This window comes from Streptomyces sp. NPDC037288 (assembly GCF_055603265.1).
The window spans coordinates 106,723-126,354 of sequence record NZ_JBVJVY010000009.1 but is presented as its reverse complement, the minus strand read 5'-3'; the positions used below and the strand labels follow the sequence as shown (position 1 = coordinate 126,354).

18 protein-coding genes are annotated in these 19,632 nt (G+C 73.0%); 8 read left to right on the top strand and 10 right to left on the bottom strand.

What is annotated here, in order from left to right; all coding sequences use genetic code 11:
* Positions 1-6 precede the first annotated feature (6 nt).
* Genes ACZ7GZ_RS13820 through ACZ7GZ_RS13805 form a run of 4 tightly spaced genes read right to left on the bottom strand, consistent with a single transcriptional unit; the run spans position 7 to position 4,361 of the window.
* The gene (locus ACZ7GZ_RS13820; protein ID WP_471023900.1) at positions 7-786 is read right to left on the bottom strand and encodes a CDP-alcohol phosphatidyltransferase family protein; all 780 of its coding nucleotides are present in this window, start codon (positions 784-786) and stop codon (positions 7-9) included.
* A complete protein-coding gene (locus tag ACZ7GZ_RS13815) occupies positions 764-1,825 on the bottom strand; it encodes an iron-containing alcohol dehydrogenase family protein (RefSeq protein WP_471023897.1) in 1,062 nt (353 codons plus the stop codon). Before ACZ7GZ_RS13815 ends, ACZ7GZ_RS13820 begins: the two co-directional genes overlap by 23 nt.
* Positions 1,813-2,565 (bottom strand): phosphocholine cytidylyltransferase family protein, encoded by a 753-nt coding sequence (locus tag ACZ7GZ_RS13810; protein WP_471023894.1) that lies wholly within the window; start codon positions 2,563-2,565, stop codon positions 1,813-1,815. The genes ACZ7GZ_RS13815 and ACZ7GZ_RS13810 overlap by 13 nt, the downstream gene beginning before the upstream one ends.
* Entirely contained in the window at positions 2,562-4,361 is a 1,800-nt protein-coding gene (locus ACZ7GZ_RS13805) for a DUF5941 domain-containing protein (RefSeq protein WP_471023892.1), read from the bottom strand. The genes ACZ7GZ_RS13810 and ACZ7GZ_RS13805 overlap by 4 nt, the downstream gene beginning before the upstream one ends.
* A 273-nt stretch (positions 4,362-4,634) precedes the next feature.
* Here ACZ7GZ_RS13805 and galE point away from each other — a divergent pair, with 273 nt between their 5' ends.
* The 3 genes from galE to idi all read left to right on the top strand — a co-directional run bounded on the left by galE (position 4,635) and on the right by idi (position 7,494).
* Positions 4,635-5,606, top strand: a complete 972-nt coding sequence (galE, locus tag ACZ7GZ_RS13800) for a UDP-glucose 4-epimerase GalE (RefSeq protein ID WP_471023890.1) — start codon at positions 4,635-4,637, stop codon at positions 5,604-5,606.
* A gap of 174 nt (positions 5,607-5,780) precedes the next feature.
* Positions 5,781-6,722, top strand: coding sequence for a cation diffusion facilitator family transporter (locus tag ACZ7GZ_RS13795; protein ID WP_471023888.1), 942 nt, complete (start codon positions 5,781-5,783; stop codon positions 6,720-6,722).
* Between the two features lie 178 nt (positions 6,723-6,900).
* Complete coding sequence (gene idi / locus ACZ7GZ_RS13790) at positions 6,901-7,494, top strand: isopentenyl-diphosphate Delta-isomerase (RefSeq protein WP_471023886.1); 594 nt, start codon at positions 6,901-6,903, stop codon at positions 7,492-7,494.
* Between the two features lie 540 nt (positions 7,495-8,034).
* Here the strand turns inward: idi and ACZ7GZ_RS13785 are convergent.
* Both ACZ7GZ_RS13785 and ACZ7GZ_RS13780 read right to left on the bottom strand, forming a co-directional pair.
* Entirely contained in the window at positions 8,035-8,529 is a 495-nt protein-coding gene (locus tag ACZ7GZ_RS13785; protein ID WP_471024092.1) for an ATP-binding protein, read from the bottom strand.
* A gap of 198 nt (positions 8,530-8,727) precedes the next feature.
* Positions 8,728-9,309 carry an HdeD family acid-resistance protein gene (locus ACZ7GZ_RS13780; RefSeq protein WP_471024091.1) on the bottom strand — a complete coding sequence of 194 codons (582 nt, stop codon included), beginning with the start codon at positions 9,307-9,309 and terminating at the stop codon, positions 8,728-8,730.
* Between the two features lie 120 nt (positions 9,310-9,429).
* Between ACZ7GZ_RS13780 and ACZ7GZ_RS13775 the strand changes: the two genes are divergently transcribed.
* Entirely contained in the window at positions 9,430-10,185 is a 756-nt protein-coding gene (locus ACZ7GZ_RS13775) for an enoyl-CoA hydratase/isomerase family protein (protein ID WP_471023885.1), read from the top strand.
* Here the strand turns inward: ACZ7GZ_RS13775 and ACZ7GZ_RS13770 are convergent.
* Together ACZ7GZ_RS13770 and ACZ7GZ_RS13765 are read right to left on the bottom strand one after the other, a co-directional pair.
* Positions 10,157-10,807, bottom strand: a complete 651-nt coding sequence (locus ACZ7GZ_RS13770) for a DJ-1/PfpI family protein (RefSeq protein WP_471023884.1) — start codon at positions 10,805-10,807, stop codon at positions 10,157-10,159. The genes ACZ7GZ_RS13775 and ACZ7GZ_RS13770 overlap by 29 nt on opposite strands.
* 11 nt (positions 10,808-10,818) lie before the next feature.
* On the bottom strand, positions 10,819-11,778 hold the full coding sequence (locus ACZ7GZ_RS13765; RefSeq protein ID WP_471023881.1) for a GlxA family transcriptional regulator: 960 nt from the start codon (positions 11,776-11,778) through the stop codon (positions 10,819-10,821).
* Positions 11,779-11,906: 128 nt separating this feature from the next.
* Between ACZ7GZ_RS13765 and ACZ7GZ_RS13760 the strand changes: the two genes are divergently transcribed.
* From ACZ7GZ_RS13760 to ACZ7GZ_RS13750, 3 genes are all read left to right on the top strand, one after another.
* On the top strand, positions 11,907-12,038 hold the full coding sequence (locus ACZ7GZ_RS13760; protein WP_360083007.1) for an LPFR motif small protein: 132 nt from the start codon (positions 11,907-11,909) through the stop codon (positions 12,036-12,038).
* A gap of 102 nt (positions 12,039-12,140) precedes the next feature.
* Entirely contained in the window at positions 12,141-14,573 is a 2,433-nt protein-coding gene (locus ACZ7GZ_RS13755; RefSeq protein ID WP_471023878.1) for a Tex family protein, read from the top strand.
* 93 nt (positions 14,574-14,666) lie between these two features.
* A complete protein-coding gene (locus ACZ7GZ_RS13750) occupies positions 14,667-15,236 on the top strand; it encodes a DinB family protein (protein WP_471023876.1) in 570 nt (189 codons plus the stop codon).
* On the opposite strand, the gene ACZ7GZ_RS13745 is transcribed toward ACZ7GZ_RS13750, so the two are convergent.
* Together ACZ7GZ_RS13745 and ACZ7GZ_RS13740 are read right to left on the bottom strand one after the other, a co-directional pair.
* The gene (locus ACZ7GZ_RS13745) at positions 15,233-16,873 is read right to left on the bottom strand and encodes an ABC-F family ATP-binding cassette domain-containing protein (protein ID WP_471023874.1); all 1,641 of its coding nucleotides are present in this window, start codon (positions 16,871-16,873) and stop codon (positions 15,233-15,235) included. The two genes, ACZ7GZ_RS13750 and ACZ7GZ_RS13745, sit on opposite strands and share 4 nt — an antisense overlap.
* 582 nt (positions 16,874-17,455) lie before the next feature.
* A complete protein-coding gene (locus tag ACZ7GZ_RS13740) occupies positions 17,456-18,487 on the bottom strand; it encodes an oxidoreductase (protein WP_471023872.1) in 1,032 nt (343 codons plus the stop codon).
* A gap of 101 nt (positions 18,488-18,588) precedes the next feature.
* On the opposite strand from ACZ7GZ_RS13740, the gene ACZ7GZ_RS13735 reads away from it, so the two are divergent.
* Complete coding sequence (locus ACZ7GZ_RS13735; RefSeq protein WP_471024089.1) at positions 18,589-19,503, top strand: FAD-dependent oxidoreductase; 915 nt, start codon at positions 18,589-18,591, stop codon at positions 19,501-19,503.
* Positions 19,504-19,632: the final 129 nt, after the last annotated feature.

The following is a 19,632-nucleotide window of genomic DNA, read 5'->3' as shown; positions in this document are numbered from 1 at the left end:
CGGTACTCACTTCAGCCTGCTGGAGGCGAGGATGGACACCAGGTGCAGCAGGGTCTGCAGCAGGGCGACGCCGGCCAGCACCGCGACACCGAGCCGGGAGAAGAACAGGTCGCCGCGCACCTGGTCGACGACGGCCAGGGCCAGGATCAGCAGGGATGCCTCGATGCCGAGGATCAGCCGGTGGAACTTCAGGGCGGCGGCGGCCCGGCGGGCCAGCGCCATCCCGGAGGAGCGCATCTCGGCGGCGGCCTCCTGCACCGGCGGCTTGCCGGCCTGGTGGCGGGCGACTCCGACGAGGTCGGTCTCGGCCTTGATGAGGATGGCGCCGAGTGCGGCCAGGGTGCCGAGGAAGGCCCACAGCCAGTCGATACGGCCGCCGCCCCACAGGTCGGCGGCGCGCAGGCCGAAGCCGGTGAGCACCGCGGCGTCGGTCAGGTAGGCGCCGACCCGGTCCAGGTAGACGCCGTTCAGCGAGTACTGCTTCTTCCAGCGCGCGATCTCACCGTCGACGCAGTCCAGCAGCAGGTACATCTGGACGCACACCACGCCGAGCACGGCGCCCCAGATCCCCGGCACCAGGAGTGCCGGGGCCGCGAGCACGCCGAAGACGGTCATCAGGTACGTGAGCTGGTTGGGCGTGACCCCGGTGCCCACCAGGTAGCGGTCGACCCGCAGGGACACCTCGCGCATGTAGAGGCGTCCCATCCAGTGCTCACCGCTGCGCCGGTCCTTCACCCCCGCGGGGTGGACGACCGGACGGAGTTCAGCTACCGATGGCCTTGACATAGTCGGCGTAGGTGTCCTTGATCTGGTTCGTCTTGAGGTCGAGGTGTTCGAGGATCGTGTAGCGGCCGGGGCGGGTCTCCGGGGCGAACTCCACGGCGCGCACGAACTCGTCCACCGTGAAGCCGATCTCCTCCGGCAGGACCGGGAGCCCGTGCCGGCGCAGCACCTCGGCGGTGCGGGCCGCCTCCTCGTGGGCCCCGCGCAGGTACATCGCGAAGGCCGCGCCCAGTCCGCACTGCTCGCCGTGGGCGGCAGCCCGCTGGGGGAACAGCAGGTCGAAGGCGTGGTTGATCTCGTGGCAGGAGCCGGAGGCGGGCCGGGAGTCTCCGGAGATCGACATCGAGATACCGGTGAGGACCAGCGCCTCGGCGAGCACCTGGAGGAAGCCGTTGTCGCCGATGCCGCCGGGGTGGCGCAGGACCGCCTCGCCGGCCTGGCGGGCCATGGCGGCGGCGAGACCGTCGATCTTCTCGCCGTTGACCCGGTTGGACAGCTCCCAGTCGGCGACCGCGTTGATGTTGGAGATCGCGTCGCCGATGCCGGCCCGGACGAAACGGGCCGGTGCCTCGCGGATGACGTCCAGATCGATGACGACCGCGATCGGGTTCGGCACACCGTAGGAACCGCGTCCCGCGTCGTTGTCGAGGGTCGCGACCGGCGAGCACAGGCCGTCGTGCGCGAGGTTCGTCGGCACGGCGACCAGGGGCAGGCCGACCCGGGCCGCGGCGAACTTGGCACAGTCGATGATCTTGCCGCCGCCGAGCCCGACGACGGCGTCGTAGTGGCCGGACTTCATCTCGCCGGCCAGCCGGATCGCGTCGTCGAGGGTGCCGCCGCCGACCTCGTACCAGCTGGCGCCGGGCAGCGAGGGGGCGATGCGCTCGCGCAGCTTCGCGCCGGAGCCGCCGCTGACGGCGACGGCGAGCCGGCCGGACTGCGCGATGCGCTCGTCGGCGAGGACCGAGGCCAGGTCGTCCAGGGCACCGGGGCGGATGTCCACGACGACCGGCGAGGGGATCAGCCGGGTCAGTAGCGGCACGCGATCTCCCGTCCCTTGGCGAGGTCGTCGTGGTTGTCGATCTCGACCCACTGGACGTCGCCGATCGGCGCCACGTCGATCTTGAAGCCGCGGTTGACCAGCTCCTGGTACCCGTGCTCGTAGAACTGCTGCGGGTCGGTCTCCCAGACCGTCTGCAGCGCGTCGGCCAGCTCGGCGGCGGCGTCGCCCTCGATCAGGGTGACGCCGATGTACTCGCCCGTCGCCTCGGCCGGGTCCATCAGCTTGGTGATCTTCGTCATGCCCTTCTCGGGGTCGACGACGACCTTCATCTCCTCGTCGGCGAGGTTCTTCACCGTGTCCAGGGCGAGGATGATCCTCTTGCCGTCGCCGCGGGCGGCGAGCAGGGTCTTCTCGACGGAGACCGGGTGCACGGTGTCGCCGTTGGCGAGGATCACGCCGTCCTTGAGGGCGTCACGGCCGCACCACAGGGAGTAGGCGTTGTTCCACTCCTCGGCCTTGTCGTTGTCGATGAGGGTGAGCTTGAGGCCGTACTTCTGCTCCAGGGCCGCCTTGCGCTCGTAGACGGCCTCCTTGCGGTAGCCGACGATGATCGCGACCTCGGTCAGCCCGACCTCGGCGAAGTTGGCGAGGGTGAGGTCCAGCACGGTCGGTTCGCCCTCTATGCCCGCAGGCCCCACCGGCACCAACGCCTTGGGCAGGGTGTCGGTGTAGGGGCGCAGACGCCGTCCGGCGCCGGCCGCCAGCACAAGGCCGATCATGCGGGTTCTCCTTCGTCGTGTACGGCTGGGGCCCCGGCGGAGACCCAGAAGCGGATGCTCTCGGCGAGCACCACGAGGGCGGCGGCCACGGCGAGGACCGTGAGCGCGACGGTGAACTGCGAGGCGGTGAGCACCACCGCCACAACGGTGACGAGCAGCGTCCGCCCCTCGTGCCCCCCGATGACGCGCACCAGCCAGGCCGGGGGCGCTCCGGCGTTGCCGCGGATGCGGTACACCGTGTCGTAGTGATGGTAGGCGACGGCGGCCACCAGCCCGAAAGCCGCCGGCAGCGCTCCGTTCACCCCCGCCTTGCCCGCGAGGGCGAGGACGGTGCCGTACTCGGCGGCCCGGAAGAAGGGCGGAACCAGCCAGTCGAGGGCGCCCTTGAGGGGGCGGGCGACGGCCAGGGCCGAGGTGAGGACGTAGACCAGGGCTCCGACCACCGGCAGCACCGAGCCGTAGCCGGTGAGGGCGGAGCAGGCGACGACCGCGGCGCCGCCGAGCAGGGCGACGACCGGGACGGCGAGGCCCGGCAGGCCGCGCGGGGCGACCCGATGGAGTGCCTCCGTCAGCGGTCCGCAGTCGGCGAGGTCCGCCAGCGCCCGGGCGGCCCGGTCCGTGCGCCGGGCCTTGCGGGTCAGGGACCGCAGCACCCGGCCGGCCGTGGTGTACGTCGCCGCGAAGGCGCAGCCGACGAGCAGGACGTAGAAGGTGATCCGCGGGGTGGTGGCCGCGGTGAGGATCGCGATCAGCGCCCAGCGCTCGCCGATGGGCAGGACGATCATCCGGCGCACCCACACCGTCCAGCCGACGCTGTCCAGCTTGTCGGACAGGGCGGCGGTGGGGCTGGTGTTGGCGGTGGCGTCGTGGTTGGCCTCGTTGAAGGAGAAGTCGACCACGTGCCGGCAGGTCTGCAGGATCATCGCGCCCAGGGCGAGGGCCCACACGTCGTCGCCGCCCCGGGCCGCTCCGAGGGCGAGGCCGGCGTAGTAGGCGTACTCCTTGGCCCGGTCGAACGTGGCGTCGAGCCAGGCGCCGAGCGTGGAGTACTTCAGGGCGTAACGGGCGAGCTGGCCGTCGGTGCAGTCCAGGACGAAGGACGCGATCAGCAGCACACCGGCCGCGACGAAGCCGCTCCGGGTGCCGGTCGCCGCGCACCCCGCCGCGATCAGGGCGGTGAGCAGCGAGGCGGTGGTGACCTGGTTCGGGGTCAGGCCGCGGCGGGCGCACCAGCGGGCGATGTGGCGCGAGTACGGGCTGATGAAGAACGTGGTGAAGAAGCCGTCGCGGGACTTCACGGCGGACTTCAGGCGTACGGCCTCGTCGTCCACGGCGGCGACGGCCTGACGTGCCTCGTTGCGGGCCTGCGGGTCGGCGGGGACGGCGGCGACCAGGCTGCCCAGCTCGGGCCGGTGCACCTCGCAGCCGTCGGTGTCGAGGGCGGTGACGATCCGGTCGGCGAGGCTGTCCACGGCCAGTGCGGTACCGCCGCCGGCCGAGGTCTCGCGGGCCACGGCCCGGGTCAGCGCCTGCCGGGCGGCCGGCTGGGCGGTGACGGCGCCGGGGACGGCGGAGAGCGGGAAGCGCGGGTCGGTCAGGCCGAGGCGCAGCGCGTGCACATGGCCGACGAAGCGGGCGTCGAGGACGGCCACACGGTCGCCGGCCGGAGCGGCGGCGAGCAGGGTCTCGGCCTCGGCGGCGTCCGCTGCCACCCGGACGTCGAAGCCGAGCGACCGCAGATCGTTCTCGAGAGACGATCCGGGGACCGGCTGACCGGTGACAATGGCGGTCGGCAACCGAACTCACTCCCTGGGTGCCGGCGGGGGCGCCGGTCTCTCACGTGGTGGGGCGCCCTGCCTGCGGCACCCGGGCGGCATGTCGGCAGAGGGTATCGGATGGGCGGAAGCCTTGTTCACCGGCCGTTCACGGCCCGGCCCACGGAGGCTGCCCCGGCCTTTGCCGCGATCATCATCGGTGATCCGGGGCCCGCCCCACAAACCCGTGGGCGCAGAACCGGGCATCTGCGGGCATCGGCGACACGGCGGCGGCTCGGCATAGGGTGGACGACCATGACTTGGCTGATCACCGGCGGAGCCGGATACATCGGGGCGCATGTGGCGCGGGCCATGACCGGGGCCGGGGAACGCGTCGTGGCCCTGGACGACCTGTCGGCCGCCGTCCCCGGCCGGCTCCCGGCGGACGTCCCCCTGGTGGAGGGGTCCACGCTGGACGGGGCGTGCCTCAAGCGGGTCTTCGCGGAGTACGGCGTCACGGGTGTCGTCCACCTCGCGGCGCGCAAGCAGGTCGCCGAGTCGGTGGCCCAGCCCACCCGCTACTACCGGGAGAACGTGGGCGGTCTCGCCACGCTGCTGGACGCGGTCGCCGAGGCGGGGATCGACCGCCTGCTGTTCTCCTCGTCGGCGGCGGTGTACGGCAACCCGGACGTGGACCTGATCACCGAGGACACCCCGTGCGCGCCGGTGAACCCGTACGGCGAGACCAAGCTGGCCGGGGAGTGGCTGGTACGGGCCGCCGGGAAGGCACACGGAATCTCCACGGTGTGCCTGCGCTATTTCAACGTGGCGGGCGCCGCGGCGCCGGAGCTGGCGGACACGGGCGTGTTCAACATCGTGCCGATGGTCTTCGACCGGCTCACCCGCGACGAGGCCCCGCGGATCTTCGGTGCCGACTACCCGACACCGGACGGCACCTGCATCCGGGACTACATCCATGTCGCCGACCTCGCCGAGGCCCATCTCGCGGCGGCGCGGCGGCTCGCCGACGGCGGCCTGTCCGGCGATCTGACGCTGAACATCGGGCGGGGCGAGGGTGTCTCGGTGCGCGAGCTGATCACGGTCGTCGGTGAGGTCACCGGGAACCGCCGGGAGCCGGTGGTGGAGGGGCGCCGGGCGGGGGACGCGCCGCGTGCGGTGGCCTCGGCGGAGCGGGCCGCCGAGACCCTCGGCTGGCGGGCCGGGCGGGGGGTGCGCGAGATGGTGGAGTCCGCCTGGCGGGGCTGGCAGCTGCACCGGGGCGGGTGAGCCGGGCGGGCCGAGTCCGGCAGGTGATCGGGGCCGAGAGCCGCACCCGTCCTGACCTGCGGAACGTTTCCGCAGGTCAGGCCACATGACAACGGTGTTCAGTGCCGCGTTGCCCCATACCCCCCACCCGTAGTTCACTGGGGCCTGCCGGACGCAGACGAAAGGGCGGTCTTCATGGGGGCAGGGCACGACCACGGGCACGCGCACACGCATGCGCCGGCCACGGGTACGGCCGCGGCCGCGTACCGGGGCCGGCTGCGGATCGCGCTGGGCATCACGCTCACGATCATGGTCGTCGAGATCGTCGGCGGCCTGGTCGCGGACTCGCTCGCGCTGATCGCGGACGCGGCCCACATGGCGACCGACGCGGTGGGGCTCGGCATGGCCCTGCTCGCAATCCACTTCGCCAACCGTCCGCCGAGCACCAACCGCACCTTCGGCTACGCCCGCGCCGAGATCCTGGCCGCCCTGGCCAACTGCCTGCTGCTGCTCGGCGTCGGCGGATACGTCCTGTACGAGGCGGTCCAGCGGTTCGTCACGCCTGCGGAGACCCGCGGCGGCCTGATGGTCGTCTTCGGTCTGATCGGCCTGGTCGGGAACGGCATCTCGCTGACCCTGCTGATGCGCGGGCAGAAGGAGAGCCTGAACGTGCGCGGCGCCTTCCTGGAGGTCGCCGCGGACGCACTGGGCTCGGTCGCGGTGCTGATCTCGGCCGCGGTGATCCTGACCACCGGCTGGCAGGCCGCCGACCCGGTCGCCTCGCTGGTCATCGGCGTCATGATCGTGCCGCGGACGGTGAAGCTGCTGCGCGAGACACTGGACGTGCTGCTGGAGGCGGCCCCGAAGAACGTCGACATGGCCGAGGTACGGGCGCACATCCTGGCCCTGGACGGTGTGGAGGACGTGCACGACCTGCACGCCTGGACGATCACCTCCGGCATGCCGGTGCTGTCGGCCCACGTGGTGGTCAGCTCGGAGGTGCTCAGCGCCATCGGCCACGAGAAGCTGCTGCACGAGCTGCAGGGCTGCCTCGGCGACCACTTCGACGTCGAGCACTGCACCTTCCAGCTGGAGCCGGGCGGGCACGCGGAGCACGAGGCACGGCTGTGCCACTGACGGCACGCACAGGTGTTCGACACCCGCCCCGGACGGTTCCGTGATCCCCTGACCGGGCACGATGATCTACCGGGCCCCACTCCCGGCGCCGCCACGCGTGCGGACGTGCCGGGAAGCGCCGGGAGTGCCGGATTCGTACGGCAGACTTGGGGTGCGAAGACCGAGGCGAAGGATGGGTATGCCGATCACACCTGCCACCGCGACGCACAGCTCGTCGAACGGCACCGCAGAGGCGATTTTGCTGGAACTGGTCGACGAGAAGGGTGTGACGACCGGTACGGCGGAGAAGCTCGCCGCCCACCAGCCGCCCGGACAGCTGCACCGCGCGTTCTCGGTGTTCCTCTTCGACGAGCAGGGCCGGCTGCTGCTCCAGCAGCGGGCGCTCGGCAAGTACCACTCCCCCGGTGTGTGGTCCAACACCTGCTGCGGCCACCCGTACCCGGGCGAGGCGCCGTTCGCCGCCGCGGCCCGGCGCACGTTCGAGGAGCTGGGGGTGTCCCCGTCGCTGCTGGCGGAGGCGGGCACGGTCCGCTACAACCACCCGGACCCGGCCTCGGGGCTGGTCGAGCAGGAGTACAACCACCTGTTCGTCGGCCTGGTGCAGGCGCCGCTCGCGGCGGATCCGGAGGAGGTCGGGGGCACGGCCTTCGTGACGGCGGCCGAGCTGGCGGAGCGGCACGCCCGCGACCCCTTCTCGGCCTGGTTCATGACCGTCCTGGACGCGGCCCGTCCGGCGATCAGGGAGCTGACGGGCCCGTCCGCGGGCTGGTGAGCGTTCCCCGGCGCAGCCGCCCGCCGGGACGGTTACGGAACCGCCCCGGACATGAGCGGCCCGCGGGACCGCCGCCGGACATGAGCGGGACTGCGCGACCGTCCCCGGACATGAGCCGCACCGCCCGACCGTTCCCAGACGTGAGCGGCTCTGCGGGAGCGCCGCAGGCGTGGGCGGCCTCTGCGCGAGACGGCGCTGAAAGGACGGGGCCGACGGCCACGCCGGGACCCTGCACCGTCCCCGGACGTGAGCGACTCCCGGGACCGCCGCCGGACATGAGCGGCACCGCGTGACCGCCGCCGGATGTGAGAGGCATTACGGGAGCGTCCCCGGACATGAGCGGCTCTGCGGGAGCGCCGCAGGCGTGGGCGGCCTCTGCGCGAGACGGCGCTGAAAGGACGGGGCCGACGGTCACGCCAGGACCCTGAGCCGTCCCCGGACATGAGCGGCCCTACGCGACCGTCCCCGGACATGAGCCGCACCGCCCGACCGTTCCCAGACGTGAGCGGCTCTGGGGGAGCGCCGCAGGCGTGGGCGGCCCTACGGAAACGCCGCCGGCTTGAGTGGCAGGGCGGCCCAGATCACCTTGCCGCCGCTCGCGGTGTGCTCCACGTCGACCATGCCGCCCGCCTCCCGTGCCACCTCGCGGACCAGCAGCAGGCCCCGGCCGCCGGTCTGGCCGTGGTCGGCCTCCAGCGCCGTCGGGCGGTAGGGGTGGTTGTCCTCCACGGACACCCGCACCCACTCGGCTCCGACGGCGACCTCCACGGCCAGCATCGGCGACAGCAGCGCCGCGTGCCGCACCGCGTTGGTGACCAGCTCGGAGACGATCAGCAGCAGGCCGTACACCAGCTCGTCGGAGACCGGCACACCCTGGCGCAGCAGCAGGTCCCGGACGGCGTGCCGGGCCTGCGGGACCGAGGCGTCCACCGCGGCGGCGGTGAACCGCCAGACGCCCTCGTACGGCAGTGGATCGGGCGGCCGCTCGGCCTCCCGCGCTGGGCGCGGGCCGTCCCCGCGCCCGTGGTTGTCCATCGTCCGGTCGCCACCCTCGCGCTCGATTGTCACCACACGTCGAGTGTTGGTAACGACCGGCTGCGGCCTTTGCACCTGAACGCAAGTCACCGGGTATCGAGCGGTTCATGACCGAGTGCGTATGACACGGTCACGTGTGGGGACTGTTCCTGTCGCACCGGCGCCGGTTCCCGAACTAATCGGGTCGTCGGGTCGGGGCTACCGGTGCTCGGAGACGAGCCCGACGACCCGGCGCCCGCCGTAGCCGGTGGCCAGGAGGCCGAGGCCGTCGAAGAGCAGGGCGAGCGAGAAGAAGGCGCCGATGACGTACTGGCTGCTGCTCGGCCAGGAGGCGAGGACCAGGATCCCGAGCAGCAGGTCGAAAACGCCGAGTAGCAGCGTCCAGCCGAACTGCGGACCGCGCACGATCAGGCTGCCGACCAGCCGGAAGAGGCCCGCGGCGAGGAACAGCAGCGCGGCGAACATGGTGAGGGCGGCGGCGGCCGCGTGCGGCAGGCGGATGACGACGACACCGGCCGCGATGTTCAGGGCGGCGACGATGACGCCGAGCCAGAAGAAGTTCGTGCCGCGGGCCTGGATCGCGTGCAGCAGGCCGACGATCCCGCCGATCAGCAGCAGCCAGCCGAACAGCAGCATCGAGGTGAGCGTGGCGACACTGGTGTAGACGAGTCCCACGAGCCCGGCGAGGACCAGGATCACGCCGAGCACGGCGAGCCAGCCGAAGCCGTGGCGCAGCTTCGCCACCCTGTCCTTGGGCTTGCGTGTGCCGAACTTGGCCATCGCCGCCTCCTCGGTCACCTCCGTCTGCCCCTCCCTCCCTTATGGATCCCCGCTGGAGGGATTCGGTAACGCCGGGGTGAGGCACCCTGCGGGAAGCCGGCCCCCGATACCATCCGGCCCATGGAGCCCCAGCTGTCGCACCGTGTCGAAGGCGCTGTCGCCACCGTCGTCATCCGCAACCCGGCCAAGCGCAACGCCATGACCGCCGCGATGTGGCGGGCGCTGCCACCGCTGCTGGACGGCCTGGCGCACGACCCCGGTGTCCGGGCGCTGGTGCTCACCGGGGAAGGCGGGACCTTCTGTGCGGGGGCGGACATCTCCACGCTCCAGGGGTCACCGGACGAGGCCCCGGGACTCGCCGTGGCGGCCGAGGAGGCGCTCGCCGCGTTCCCCAAACCGACTCTGGCCGCCGTGCGCGGGCACTGCGTGGGCGGCGGGGCCCAGCTGGCGGCGGCCTGCGATCTGCGGCTGGCCGAGGAGGGCGCCCTGTTCGGGGTGACACCGGCGCGGCTCGGCATCGTCTATCCGGCCTCCTCGACCCGCCGGCTGGTGTCGCTGGTGGGTCCCGCCACGGCCAAGTACCTCTTGTTCACGGCCGAGTTGATCGACTCCGGGCGGGCACTGGCCACCGGGCTGGTGGACGAGGTGCTGCCGGAGGGCGAACTGGGCAAGCGCGTCGCCGAGTTGACCGGGATCCTGGTCTCCCGCTCGCAGCTCACCCAGGCCGCCGCGAAGGAGTTCGCGAACGGCAGGACGGACCGGGACGCCCACTGGGCGGAGCAGGCACGCGGCAGCGGCGACACCGCGGAGGGGGTCACCGCGTTCCTGGAGCGCCGGCACCCGCGCTTCACGTGGAGGGTGTCTGCGTCAGGCTGAACCGGCTGCCCGCGCGCAGTTCCTCGACCAGGTGCGCGGGCGCCTTCCGCGGGGAACCGGCGTCGTAGGGCGGCTGGGGGTCGTACTCCGTCAGCAGCTGGACGGCCTGGGCGTGTTCGTCTCCCGCGATCCGTCCGGTCAGGGTGAGCGCCATGTCGATGCCGGAGGAGACCCCGGCGGCGGTGACGTACTTGCCGTCGGTCACGACCCGTTCGCTCGTCGGTTCCGCGCCGAACTCCTTCAGCAGGTCCAGTGCGGTCCAGTGGCTGGTCGCCCGGCGGTCGCGCAGCAGCCCCGCGGCGGCGAGCAGCAGCGAGCCCGAGCAGACCGAGGTCGTCCACGTACTCGTCGCGTCCGCCGCGCGCAGCCAGCCCAGCAGGGCCGGGTTCTCCAGCTGGGTCATGGTGCCGGGCCCGCCCGAGACCACCAGGAGGTCGGGACGGGGCACCTCGTCGAGGGCCTTGTCGGCGGTGACGGCGAGAAAGCCCGTATCGGTGCGGACGGGGCCGGGCCGCTCGGCGACGAAGGTGAGGTCCGCGTCCGGGAGCCGGCTGAGGATCTCGTAGGGCCCGACGACGTCCAGCGCGGTGAAGCGGTCGTAGACGACCACGGCGATCTGCATGGGGTGTCCCTTCAGTGGGTGGTGGCGGGCCGGAACCGGCGGCGGTACTCGGCCGGGGCCGTCCCGAGGGCCTTGACGAAGGCGCGGCGCATGGCCTCGGGTGTGCCGTAGCCGCTTGCGCGGGCGACCACCTCGATGCCGTCGGCGGTGTCCTCCAGCAGGCGGCGGGCGTGCTCCAGGCGGACCCGGTCGACGTAACGGCCGGGAGTCGCGCCGGTCTCCTCGCGGAAGGCGCGCGCGAAGTGGCGCGGTGACAGCCGGGCCCGGGCGGCGAGCGACTCGACCGTGAGGTCGCCGGCCGGGTGCTCGGTGATCCACCGCTGGACCTCGCGCAGCGGTGCCCGCTGGGCGGTCTGGGCGGCGAGCTGGGCGCTGAACTGCGCCTGGTTGCCGGGCCGGCGCAGAAAGACCACCAGGTGGCGGGCGACGGCCAGCGCGACGTCCCGGTCCAGGTCCTCCTCGACCAGGGCGAGGGCCAGGTCGATGCCGGAGGTCACGCCGGCCGAGGTGGCGACGTCCCCGTCCCGGACGTAGATGGGCTCCGGGTCCACGGTGACGGCGGGGTGGTCGCGGGCGAGCTTGTCGCAGTACGCCCAGTGGGTCGTCGCCCGGCGGCCGTCGAGGAGCCCGGCGGCGGCGAGCAGGACGGCGCCCGTGCACACCGAGACCAGACGCGGGGCGCGCGGACCGTGGGCGCGCAGCCACTCGATCAGCCGGGGGTCGGGGGCGCGGGTGCCCTGGCCGCCGGGGACCAGCAGGGTGTGCGGGTCGCAGGCGGTGGTCAACGCCTCGTCCGGTACGAGGGTCAGGCCACTGGAGGTGCGCACCGGGCCGCCGTCCAGGGAGGCCGTACGGATCCGGTAGGTGCCCGGCGTGTGCTTCTCGGCGCCGGCGAACACCTCGAGCGGACCGGTGACGTCGAGGCTCTGCACACCGTCGAAGAGGACGAAGAGGAGGGTTCGCTGCGCCATGCCCTCGATTCTTCGCCGCCGGGAGTACGGCCGCAATGACGTGTTTCCCACCTTTTCTGCCATGGCCGGGCATGCGGGCGGGTCGGTGAGGTACCCGGACGCCACTCGCCCGAAGGAAGGAGATTTCCGTGCTGGGAGCCATCGCAGACGTACTGCGGCAGATCGGCGGCGCCGTCGCCACGGTGGTCACGCTGCCGTTCCGGGCCGTGGCCCGGCTGTTCGGCGGAGCCTCGTCGTCCGCGCACGGGGGCCGGGCCTGAGCCGGGCCCCGGCGGCCCGCCACGCACCGCCCTGATCCCCGGTTGTCGGTGTCACCTGCCACAATTGCCGCGCAACCTCAGTGGAGAAGGCGGTACGGGATCGTGACGACACCCGGATCCATCGGAGCAGGATCCATCGAAGGCAGGATCGCCGAGGAGCTCGGCGTACGGGAGCGGCAGGTGAGGGCCGCGGTGGAACTGCTCGACGGCGGTTCGACCGTGCCCTTCATCGCCCGCTACCGCAAGGAAGCGACCGAGATGCTCGACGACGCGCAGCTGCGCACGATCGAGGAGCGGCTGCGCTACCTGCGGGAGCTGGAGGAGCGGCGGACCGCGATCCTGGAGTCGGTGCGCGAGCAGGGCAAGCTCACCGACGAGCTGGAGGCCCGCATCCGCGGCGCCGAGACCAAGGCGCGGCTGGAGGACGTCTACCTGCCGTACAAGCCCAAGCGGCGCACCAAGGCGCAGATCGCGCGCGAGGCGGGCCTGGAGCCGCTGGCGGAGGGTCTGCTGGGCGATCCGGCGGTGGAGCCGCTGGCGGCCGCCGCCGCGTTCGTGGACGCCGACAAGGGCGTCGCCGACCCGCAGGCCGCCCTGGAGGGCGCGCGGGCGATCCTCACGGAGCGGTTCTCGGAGGACGCCGACCTGATCGGCGAGCTGCGCGAGCGCATGTGGGTGCGCGGGCGGCTGGCCGCGAAGGTGCGCGAGGGCAAGGAGGAGGCGGGCGCCAAGTTCGCCGACTACTTCGACTTCGCCGAGCCGTTCACCGAGCTGCCCTCGCACCGGATCCTGGCGATGCTGCGCGGCGAGAAGGAGGAGGTCCTCGACCTCGTCCTGGAGCCGGAGGAGCCCACGGACGGGCCTTCGTCGTACGAGGGCATCGTCGCGCACCGGTTCGGCATCGCCGACCGGGGCCGGGCCGCCGACAAGTGGCTGACGGACACGGTCCGCTGGGCCTGGCGCACCCGCCTCCTCGTCCACCTCGGCATCGACCTGCGCCTCAGGCTGCGGACGGCCGCCGAGGACGAGGCGGTGAACGTCTTCGCCGCGAACCTGCGCGACCTGCTGCTGGCCGCCCCGGCCGGCACGCGCGCGACGCTGGGCCTGGACCCCGGTTTCCGTACGGGCGTGAAGGTCGCCGTGGTCGACGCGACCGGCAAGGTCGTCGCCACGGACGTGATCTATCCGCACGTCCCGGCCAACAAGTGGGACGAGGCCCTCGCCAAGCTGGCCCGGCTCGCCGAGGAGCACGCGGTCGAGCTGGTCGCGATCGGCAACGGCACCGCGTCCCGCGAGACCGACAAGCTCGCCGGTGAACTGATCGTCAGGAACCCTGAGTTGAAGCTCACCAAGGTGATGGTGTCCGAGGCGGGCGCGTCGGTGTACTCGGCGTCCCAGTACGCCTCGCGGGAGCTGCCGGACATGGACGTGTCGCTGCGCGGCGCGGTCTCCATCGCCCGGCGCCTGCAGGACCCGCTGGCCGAGCTGGTGAAGATCGACCCGAAGTCCATCGGCGTCGGCCAGTACCAGCACGACCTGTCCGAGGTGAAGCTGTCCCGCTCGCTGGACGCGGTCGTCGAGGACTGTGTGAACGGCGTCGGCGTGGACGTCAACACGGCGTCCGTGCCGCTGCTTTCGCGCGTGTCCGGCATCTCGTCCGGTCTCGCCGAGAACATCGTGGCGCACCGGGACGCGAACGGCCCGTTCACGTCCCGCTCCGAGCTGAAGAAGGTGGCGCGGCTCGGCCCGAAGGCGTACGAGCAGTGCGCGGGCTTCCTGCGCATCCGCGGCGCCGACCCGCTGGACGCCTCCAGCGTGCACCCGGAGGCGTACCCGGTGGTCCGCCGCATGGTGAAGACCACGGGCCGGGAGGTGGCCTCCCTCATCGGCAACACGGGCGTGCTGCGCTCGCTCAAGCCCGCCGACTTCGTGGACGACACCTTCGGTCTGCCGACGGTGACGGACATCCTGAAGGAGCTGGAGAAGCCGGGGCGCGACCCGCGACCCGCGTTCAAGACGGCCACCTTCAAGGAGGGCGTGGAGAAGATCTCCGACCTGTCCGCCGGGATGGTCCTGGAGGGCGTGGTGACGAACGTGGCGGCCTTCGGCGCCTTCGTGGACGTCGGCGTCCACCAGGACGGCCTGGTGCACGTCTCGGCGATGTCGAAGACGTTCGTCAAGGACCCGCGCGATGTCGTCAAGCCCGGTGACATCGTCAAGGTGAAGGTCCTCGACGTGGACATCCCGCGCAAGCGGATCGCGCTGTCCCTGCGCCTGGACGACGAGGCCGCGCCGCAGGGGCAGGGCGGCGGCCGCCAGCAGCGCGGTGGCGGTGACCGTCCGCCGCAGCAGCGGCAGGGCGGCGGACAGGGCCAGCGGCAGAGCGGCGGACAGGGCCAGCGGCAGGGCGCCGGACAGGGCCAGCGGCAGAGCCGGGGCGGTGACCGGGGCGGCCGGCAGGCGCCGGCACCGGCCAACAGCGCGATGGCCGACGCGCTGCGCCGGGCCGGGCTGCTGGACCCCAAGAAGCGCTGACCGGCCGGGGCCGGGGCCACTCGGCTCCGGCCCCGTGCCGTCCATCGGCGGGAAACCGGTGGACGGAGATCATCCGGTCGGCAGACTCCCTACATGACCGATCCCAAGGACGACCTCCTGGTGTACCTCCAGGACGCCCGCGACGTACTGCTGTGGAAACTCGACGGCCTGCTCGAGTACGACATCCGGCGTCCCCTGACGCCCACCGGCACGAACCTGCTCGGCCTGGTCAAGCACCTGGCCGGCGCCGAGGCCCTGTACTTCGGCGCGGCCTTCGGCCGGCCCTTCGCGGGAACGCCGTTGTGGTTCACCGGCGACGCCGAGCCGGACGCGGACCTGTGGGCGCGGCCCGACGAGTCCCGTGAGGACATCGTCGGCCGGTACCGGCGGGCCTGCGCCCACTCCGACGAGACGATCGCGGCGCTGCCCCTGGACGCGCTCGACCGGGTGCCGGGCGCGCCGAAGGAGACGACGCTGCACCGGATCCTGACCCACATGATCGCCGAGACCCAGCGGCACGCGGGCCACGCCGACATCGTGCGCGAGCTGATCGACGGGGCGGTGGGTCAGCGCCCGGACGGCCCGAACGTCGCACCGCACGACCCGGAGCACCTCGGCCGGGTCGAGCGAGCGGCCAAGGAGGCCGCAGCCCGCTGGGCTTAACTCTCCGTCAGTTTCCCGTCCGCCACCTCCAGGCGGCGGGTCACCCGGACCGCGTCCAGCATGCGGCGGTCGTGGGTGACCAGGAGCAGGGTGCCCGCGTAGGTGTCGAGGGCCTGTTCCAGTTGCTCGATGGCGGGCAGGTCGAGGTGGTTCGTCGGCTCGTCCAGGACCAGGAGGTTGACGCCCCGGCCCTGGAGGAGGGCCAGGGCGGCGCGGGTGCGTTCGCCCGGGGAGAGGCTCGCGGCCGGGCGCGGCACGTGGTGGGATTTCAGGCCGAACTTGGCGAGCAGGGTGCGGACCTCGACCGGCTCCGTGTCGGGGACGGCCGTGCAGAAGGCGTCGAGCAGCGTCTCGGGGCCGTGGAACAGCTTGCGGGCCTGGTCGACCTCGCCGACCAGGACGCCCGAGCCGAGCGCGGCGTGCCCGGAGTCGAGCGGGACGCGGCCCAGCAGCGCACCGAGCAGGGTGGACTTGCCGGCGCCGTTGGCCCCGGTGACCGCGACCCGGTCCGCCCAGTCGATCTGCAGGGACACCGGCCCGAAGGTGAAGTCGCCGCGCCGCACCTCGGCGTCCCGCAGGGTCGCCACCACCGCGCCGGAGCGCGGGGCGGCCGCGATCTCCATGCGCAGCTCCCACTCCTTGCGCGGCTCCTCGACCACCTCCAGGCGCTCGATCATGCGCTGGGTCTGCCGTGCCTTGGCGGCCTGCTTCTCGCTGGCCTCGCTGCGGAACTTGCGGCCGATCTTGTCGTTGTCGTTGCCCGCCTTGCGCCGGGCGTTCTTCACGCCCTTGTCCATCCAGGTCCGCTGCATCTGGGCGCGGTCCTGGAGGGCGGCCTTCTTGTCGGCGTACTCCTCGTACTCGTCGCGGGCGTGCCGGCGGGCGACCTCGCGTTCTTCCAGGTAGGCCGCGTATCCGCCGCCGTAGAGGCTGATCTGCCGCTGGGCGAGGTCCAGTTCCACGACCTTGGTGACGGTGCGGGTGAGGAACTCGCGGTCGTGGCTGACGACGACCGTGCCGGCGCGCAGGCCGGTGACGAAGCGTTCCAGGCGCTCCAGGCCGTCGAGATCGAGGTCGTTGGTGGGCTCGTCGAGCAGGAAGACGTCGTAGCGGGACAGCAGCAGCGAGGCGAGTCCGGCGCGGGCCGCCTGGCCGCCGGAGAGGGAGGTCATCGGCTGGTCCAGGCCGACGGCGAGACCGAGGGAGCCGGCGACCTCCTCCGCCCGCTCCTCCAGGTCGGCACCGCCGAGGCCGAGCCAGCGCTCCAGGGCGGTCGCGTAGGCGTCGTCGGCGCCGGGCGCGCCGTCCACGAGTGCCTGGGTGGCTTCGTCCATGACACGCTGGGCCTCGGCGACACCCGTGCGGCGGGCCAGGAACTCCCCGACGGTCTCGCCCGGCCTGCGCTCCGGCTCCTGCGGCAGATGGCCGACGGCGGCGGTCGGCGGGGACAGCCTGAGTTCGCCCTGTTCGGGTGCGGTGAGTCCGGCGAGGAGCTTCAGCAGGGTGGACTTGCCCGCGCCGTTGGCGCCGACGAGACCGATCACGTCACCGGGCGCGACGACGAGGTCCAGGCCGGAGAAGAGCGAGCGGTCGCCGTGGCCGGCGGCGAGGTTCTTGGCGACGAGGGTGGCAGTCATCAGGAGGCCGATCCTAATGGGCGGGCATGGGCGTCTCGGCCGCGATGTCCGCCGGGCCCGACGCCGCACCGTCCCGCCGGCGGCCCTGACCCCGCACGTCGGCCCCGGTCCCCCGGTCACCCATACCCGGCACATCAAACCCGACTCCTGCCCACACCCCCCTGACCCGCACGTCAACCCCGACTCCCCGCGGCTCCGACCCCGCACGTCACCCCCGCCCCCGCACATACACCGACTCCCCGGTCACCCAGCCCCCGCACACCAACCCCGACTCCCGCCCACACCCCCCTGACCCGCACGGCAACCCCGACTCCCACCCACACCCCCCTGACCCGCACGGCAACCCCGACTCCCCGGCGGCTCCGACCCCGCAGATCACCCCCACCCCCGCACATACACGGACTCCCCTGTCACCCAGCCCCCGCACATCAACCCCGACTCCCACGCACACCCCCCCCCGCCCCCGCAGGTCAACCCCGACTCCCCCGCGGCTCCGACCCCGCACGTCACCCCCGCTTCCCGCCCGCACCCCCGGCCCCGGCGCTCAATCCCGAATCGCGCCCGCGCCCCCGGCCCCGCGCCTCAGCTGCGAGTCCCGCTCGCGACCGGTGCCGTGAGCACGCCTCCCGTCGTGCGGGCGACGACGAACGCCTCCCCCTTGACCGCCTTCGGGTCGAGGGGGACGCGGTGCCGGCCGGGCTCCAGGACGCCGTCGAACACCTCGCGGACGTGGGTGCGGTAGAGCCGGTCGAGGCGGTAGGCGGTGATCCGCACCCGGCACGCGGAGGCCACCTCGACGTCCGCGGTGCCTGCGGCGGCCGTGAGCCCGGTGAGCCGGCGCTGCGGCAGCGGGCTGCGGTCCAGGGCGTGCTCGATCTGGGCGACGAGCAGCGGCACGATCGGGGCCAGACCGTCCACGCGGGCGATGTCGACCCCGGCCCGTTCGAAGGCCTCCAGCACGGCGGCCCGCTCGGCCTCGCCGACCGCGCGGCCGAAGGCGACCGCGCCGTAGCCGCGCAGTTCCTCGGCGGGCACGGCCCGGGCGTCCTGAGTGATGTCGGCGCCGATGCCGATGGTGCGCAGCGCCGCGGCCAGCCTGGCCAGCACCGCGACCCGGGCGCCGATCAGCAGTACCCGCCGGCGGGGCGTGGCGGAGCCGTCCATCAGGGCGCCGAGTGCCGCGCGGTACTCGGCGCCGTGGAAACGGAACGGCCCTATGCCGTGGTAGCCGTTGAGCTCCAGGTCGGCATGTTCGTCCGTCTGCCAGGCGAAGTCCCGCCAGATGTAGTCCTCGCCCTCGCGCTCGATGACGGCGGTGACCGCTCCGCAACCCAGATCCGCGCACTCGGGGCAGCCGTAGATGACGAACCGGCCGTCCGGGAGCGGGGGTTCGGCCTCCAGGAGCAGCGCGCGCACCTGCTCGGTGAAGATGGCGGGCGGGACGTCCGAGGCGAGCGGGGAGACGGCGTCGAGGTCGGACAGCCGGAACAGCAGCGGACGGCCGTCCACGACGAAGTCCACGAAGTCGCGGTGCACCTGGTAGCCGCCGTCGGCGAGCACACCGCCGGCGCGGATCGCCGGTGCCAGGCCGAAGGTCGCGTATGCGGCAGACATGCTGTGAGTATTCCCACATCGACACGCATGTGAGCGCAGCATGACAGAGTCGGCCGGGCCAGGCCTATCGTCCTGGCGTGGACAGCGAGCCGAGTGACGAAGTGATCGTGGTCGGGAGCGGGGTCGTCGGGCTGACGACGGCCGTGGTGCTGGCCGAGTCCGGGCGGCGGGTACGGGTGTGGGCGCGGGAGCCCGCCGAGCGTACGACCTCGGCGGTCGCCGGCGGCCTGTGGTGGCCGTACCGCATCCGGCCCGCACCGTTGGCCGGTGCCTGGGCGCTGGAGTCCCTCACCGTCTACGAGGAGCTGGCGGGGCGGCCGGAGGCGACGGGCGTACGCCTGGTCGACGGCGTACACCGGGGGCTGCGGCTGGACGAACTCGGTGCGTGGGCGGGCCGGGTGCCGGGACTGTGGGCCGTGCCCGACGGTCTCGCGGCGCGGCTGCCGGTGATCGACATGCCGGTGCATCTGGCGTGGCTGCGGGAGCGGCTCGCGAAGGCCGAAGGGGTGGTGGAGACGCGTGAGGTGACCGACCTCGCCGCAGTGCCCGCGCCGGTCGTGGTCAACTGCACGGGCCTGGGCGCGCGTTCGCTGGTGCCGGACCCGGCGGTGCGTCCGGTGCGGGGGCAGCTGGTGGTGGTGGAGAACCCGGGGATCACGACCTGGTTCACGTCGGCCGGCCACGACGCCGACACCTCCACGTACTTCTTCCCGCAGCCGGGCGGGCTGCTGCTGGGCGGTACGGCGGAGGAGGACGACTGGTCCCTGGAGCCGGACCCGGACACCGCCACGGCGATCGTCGCCCGGTGTGCGGGGGTCCGGCCGGAGATCGCCCAGGCGCGGGTGCTGGACCACCGGGTGGGGCTGCGGCCGGCCCGGGACGCGGTACGGCTGGAGAGGCAGCCGCTGCCCGGCGGACGCCTGCTGGTGCACAACTACGGGCACGGCGGGGCCGGGGTGACGGTGGCGTGGGGGTGCGCGCGGGAGGCGGCCGGGTTGGCGTTCCCGGCCGCCTGAAATCGACCGGCGCGGCGGCGGGCGCCGGGGTGGGGGCACCCCCGGCACCCACCCGTGCCGCCCCCGGCGGCAGACCGCCCGCAGCGGCGGCGGCACTACGAAGCCGGCGCCGACTGCGGTTCCCGGGGG